The following is a 4,131-nucleotide window of genomic DNA, read 5'->3' as shown; positions in this document are numbered from 1 at the left end:
CACCAACGAAACCCTGCAACTTCCACCCAAGGCCGCCTGAGCCGTGGCCACCTCAAGCCCAGACGCAATTTCCACCACATTGACGGACGCTACCAGCGCTCGTCATCAAGGCAGACTACCCAACGCCGGGGTCCCTCAAGGGGGATGTAGCCGTAGATTTCCACAAAGCGGCGCAACACTGAATCTTGGGGCAAGACCTTGAGCACAACGTCAAGCCCAGGGTCGAGCCGCCAGATCAGCGCGCCTTCCTGCACCCTGTCTCTGCAGAAGAGCCCAAGGCCCGCGCCGGGGATCTGGCTCGGGGCTAGAAAGGTTGAAATCCGAAGGATGCTGGAGCGCCGCTGCTGTGATCTCCTGCTAACGTCCGCTCGTACGGCACGTGCTCACGGAAAGGGCTGCAATCGTGCTGTATTGGGTTGAGGCGGCCGGTGCTACCAGCCGGCTTTCCCAAGCCTATGCTGGCCTCCTACCCCAAGTGGAAGTAGCAAACGCGAAGGGGCAGGCGAGACATCCCTGTGAACCTTTTCCCGGACCAGCACGTCGGCGCATGCGAGGCGTTTAGCAATCATCCTGGCCTGCTCGGCATGACGTTGCCGCCCTGTTAGCAGGCGTGCACGTTCCGGAGAACGCCAATGCCGCGCCTTGCTGTAGTAGCCATTCTGGGCCTCACCCTTGCGGGCTGCGCTTCAGACATCGCCGTTCTTCACACCGCGCAACAAGCTGAGGTCTACCGCGCTGGCCATCGTGAACAGGTCGATTACCCGCTTCCGCGGTGAAAGCGATCAGGTTGCTGAATGGCAGCGATTGAGCTGGCAGCACCAGCAGCTGTAGCCGGGTGGCGTACCAGCCAAGCGGTTCAGCTATTGGTTCTGTCAGCTCTCGCGCGAGATGGGCTTGGATTGGCGAGGCAGGGTGGGGTTGATAAGCTGCTGATAGGATGAGAGGCGCTGGGAGCCTGGCATGGAGTGCGTGGACTGCGGGTCGGCCGAGGTGACTGAGCGGCGGGACCGCACGGCCCAGGGCTACAGGCGCTTCCGGTGCCGTGCCGCGGCCGTGGGTTCAATGAGCGCAGCTCGGGAGTGCTGAACCGGGCCCAGTATCCGAGCGACGTCATTGCACTGGTGGTAATCTGGCGCCTGCGCTACCGCCTTACCCTGCGGGACTTGGCAGAGATGTTCCTCCTCCGCAGCATCGTGTTCAGCTATGAAGCGGTGCGGGAGTGGTAGGTCAAGCTCGCGCCGATACTGACCAGTGGCCTTCGGCAGCGCCGGCAATGAAAGGGCGGCCCTGGCCGTCGCTCCTGGCACGTTGACGAAACATATTTGAAGGTCCGAGGGCGCTGGTGCTATCTGTATCGGGCGATTGACCGAAACGGCGATCTCGTCGACACCATGCTCGGCGAGCACCGGGACATGGCGGCGGCCAAGGCGTTCTTCCGATCCGCCAGGTCGGCCACCGGCATCGTCCCCGACAAAGTCACTACGGACGGGCATGGTTCCTACCCACGCGCGATCCGCTCGACGCTGGGCAAGCGGGTCACCCACCGCATCAGCGCTTACAGAAACAATGGGCTCGAGCGGGATCATCGGGGCATAAAAGGTCGCTTCCGATGTTTGCGCGGGTTCAAGAGCTTCACTTCAGCGGAACGCTTCTGTCGCGGTTACGACGAACTCCGCGCTCACCTCCGTCCCAACCAGCATGTCCCTGCTAACCAGCGCCGCGTTCTCCATCTCCGCCGTGCAACCGCTGTGCTCGCCATCCTGCAAGCCGCATAGCACTACCAGTGCGGTCAACTCGTGCAGCTACACTTGGCGCGAAAGCTGACAGAACCGCCGGTCGCGGGCGCCGAGTTCGAACCACTTCTCCCATCGCGGCCTGAACCGGCCGGAGCATGGATGGCTGATCTGCCAGGCGTGTCACCACGAGCTGACCCACGGCGGCTACGTCGCCCAGTTCGAGCGGATGCCTGAGTTCCGCCGCTTCCAGGCGGTGGTCCTCGCCTTGCGGCACCGGGCGCAGAAGCGCCCGGTGCCGCTACCCCGTCGCTAAGCTAGACCCCGGCCTCCTCCCGCAGGAGACCCGCAGAGCCCCATGACCTCACCTAAGGTCATGGGGCTTTTCGCGTTTCTGGCTTCGACACTCGCCTGCCCGCCGCGGCCCGCGCGATCCATTCGACGGTAGCGTTACCCCATCAGTCCACGGTGATCCGCGCGTCGCGCACGACCTCGGCCCACTTCCGGCGCTCGGCGGCGGCGAAGTCGCGGAACTCGTCCGGCGTGTTGCCGGAGGGCTCGGCGCCCTCCGCCTCGATGCGTGCACGCACCTCCGGCAGGTGGATCGCGGCGGCGATCTCCTGGCGAAGGCGGTCCACGATGGGGCGAGGCGTACCGGCGGGAGCCATGATCCCGTACCAGGCGCTCATCTCGTAACCGGGCACCCCAGCCTCGGCCACGGTGGGCAGCTCTGGCAGCGCGGGCACGCGCGTGGCGGTGGTGACGGCCAGCGCCCGCACCAGCCCGTCCTTCACCATTCCGATGGAGGAGGGAAGGGTGGCCGGCATCATCTGTAGCGTCCCCGACACAAGGTCGTTCAGCGCCGGTCCCGCGCCTCGATAGGGAATGTGCTGAATGTTGATCGCCGCCCTGAGCGCGAAGTAGGCCCCGGCGAGGTGGTTGGCCGAGCCGTTACCGGCGGAGCCATAGTTCAGCTCGCCGGGCTTCTCCTTCGCCAGCGCGACCAGTTCGCGCAGGTCGGTCACGGGCAGGCGCCGGTTCACCAGGATCAGCATCGGCGCGGCAGCCAGCAGGGTGACGGGCGCGAGCGCCGTCGCGGGGTCGGGGCGCAGATTGCGGAAGAGACTTGGATTGACGGCGATGGGGCCGATGTTGCCGACGAGCAGCGTGTAGCCGTCCGGCGCGGCCTCCGCTGCCATCGCGGTGGCGAGATTGCCCGCGCCGCCGGGCCGGTTGTCCACCACGATGGTGGCGCCCAGGCGCTGCCCCGCCTTGTCGGCCACGGCACGGGCCAGCACGTCCGTTCCCCCGCCAGGGGCATAGGGGACAATAAGGCGGATGGGCCGGCTCGGCCAACCATCCGGCAGGTTCTGGGCCCCTGCCCGCCAAGCCGTGATCAGGGAAGGCAGGGCGAGCCCAGCGCGGAGGATATGACGACGCTGCATTCCTGGTTCCTCGATTGTTTTGCGTCGGGCGTTCAGTGGCTCCTGCTGCGATGGTCCCGCCTAGCCGCAGGAGGGCGGCATATCAGGCTGGTATGGCCACCTCGCGCACCCGATTCACGATCGCCTCAGTTCCCGAAGCATATTGGCCCGCGCGGACGCTTCCAGCGTTTCACGAGCGGCAGCGGTATGGAACAGCGGCGTTCCGGCGGCCAGAGTGCGGCGTAGAAAGGCGGCGCGGCCTTGCCGATACGCGGCTTCGCCCACCACCGGGATGAACTCCCGTGCCACGCCCGCCGCGTAGAGGTCGTACGCCGCCAGCGGGGCGCCGAGGACCGCCATGTCGAGGTCGAGGAAGGCGGCAAGGTCAGCAGCAAGCGGTGCTGGCAAGCCGGGGGGCATGGCGTGGTGCTCGGTGGCCAGGATCATCAGCTCGGCCTCTTCAAGCAATTGGGCGGGAGCCAATCCGTCCAGCGCCTGGCGGAGCAGGGCCGCGCTCCTGCGTTCGTTGTCCGCGGCACCGGGGTCATAGACGGCATCGTGGAACCAGATGGCGAGTTCCACGGCCTCCGGTGCGCGGAAGGCCGCGCGGTCGACGCGGAGCCGAGCCAGCATGGCATCGATGTGGGCTTGGCCATGATAAACCCGGTGCGGCTCCGCGAGGCGGGTTCGCAGGTCTTCCAAGACTAAAGTCAGGCGATCGAACATGGTGGGCGGTGCCTCCGGGCTGCCAGCCTGCTTCGCGCCCCGCCCGAGTGGCAAGACGGCCCCTTCTGGGGTGATCCATCGGCGGATCTCCGCGATGGGCCTTCCGTCCCTGCCGCTAGGCGAGCAACCCCAAGGCCAGGGGACAGCAGTGCCTGAGGACTGCCTATCCAGGTGACCAGCGGCTTTCTGGTTCCTCTTGCTGGAGGGGTGGCTCACGTCCGCTCCAAGAACCACCCTTTTCGTCGTGG

General features: G+C 66.2%; 3 protein-coding genes and 1 pseudogene. 2 read left to right on the top strand and 2 right to left on the bottom strand.

What is annotated here, in order from left to right:
- The first annotated feature begins 1,079 nt into the window (after positions 1-1,079).
- Positions 1,080-1,226 (top strand): hypothetical protein, encoded by a 147-nt coding sequence (locus tag BO39_RS34155; protein ID WP_211257612.1) that lies wholly within the window; start codon positions 1,080-1,082, stop codon positions 1,224-1,226.
- 78 nt (positions 1,227-1,304) lie between these two features.
- Positions 1,305-1,775, top strand: a pseudogene (locus BO39_RS34150) (IS6 family transposase); the annotation flags it as partial.
- Between the two features lie 416 nt (positions 1,776-2,191).
- Here the strand turns inward: BO39_RS34150 and BO39_RS29050 are convergent.
- Positions 2,192-3,178: a Bug family tripartite tricarboxylate transporter substrate binding protein gene (locus BO39_RS29050; RefSeq protein WP_043840343.1), complete on the bottom strand. Its 987-nt coding sequence runs from the start codon at positions 3,176-3,178 to the stop codon at positions 2,192-2,194.
- A gap of 114 nt (positions 3,179-3,292) precedes the next feature.
- Positions 3,293-3,883: an HD domain-containing protein gene (locus BO39_RS29045; protein WP_043840342.1), complete on the bottom strand. Its 591-nt coding sequence runs from the start codon at positions 3,881-3,883 to the stop codon at positions 3,293-3,295.
- Positions 3,884-4,131 lie beyond the last annotated feature (248 nt).

This window comes from Roseomonas aerilata DSM 19363, from assembly GCF_000711725.1.
GTDB classification, from domain to species: Bacteria; Pseudomonadota; Alphaproteobacteria; order Acetobacterales; family Acetobacteraceae; genus Roseomonas; species Roseomonas aerilata.
The sequence above is the reverse complement of the archived record's forward strand: the minus strand, read 5'-3'. Positions and strand labels throughout refer to the sequence as shown.

Coding starts and splice junctions, on each gene's coding strand:
- BO39_RS29045 (WP_043840342.1), bottom strand. CDS start 3,883: ATGTTCGATCGCCTGACTTTAGTCTTGGAAGACCTGCGAACCCGCCTC.
- BO39_RS29050 (WP_043840343.1), bottom strand. CDS start 3,178: ATGCAGCGTCGTCATATCCTCCGCGCTGGGCTCGCCCTGCCTTCCCTG.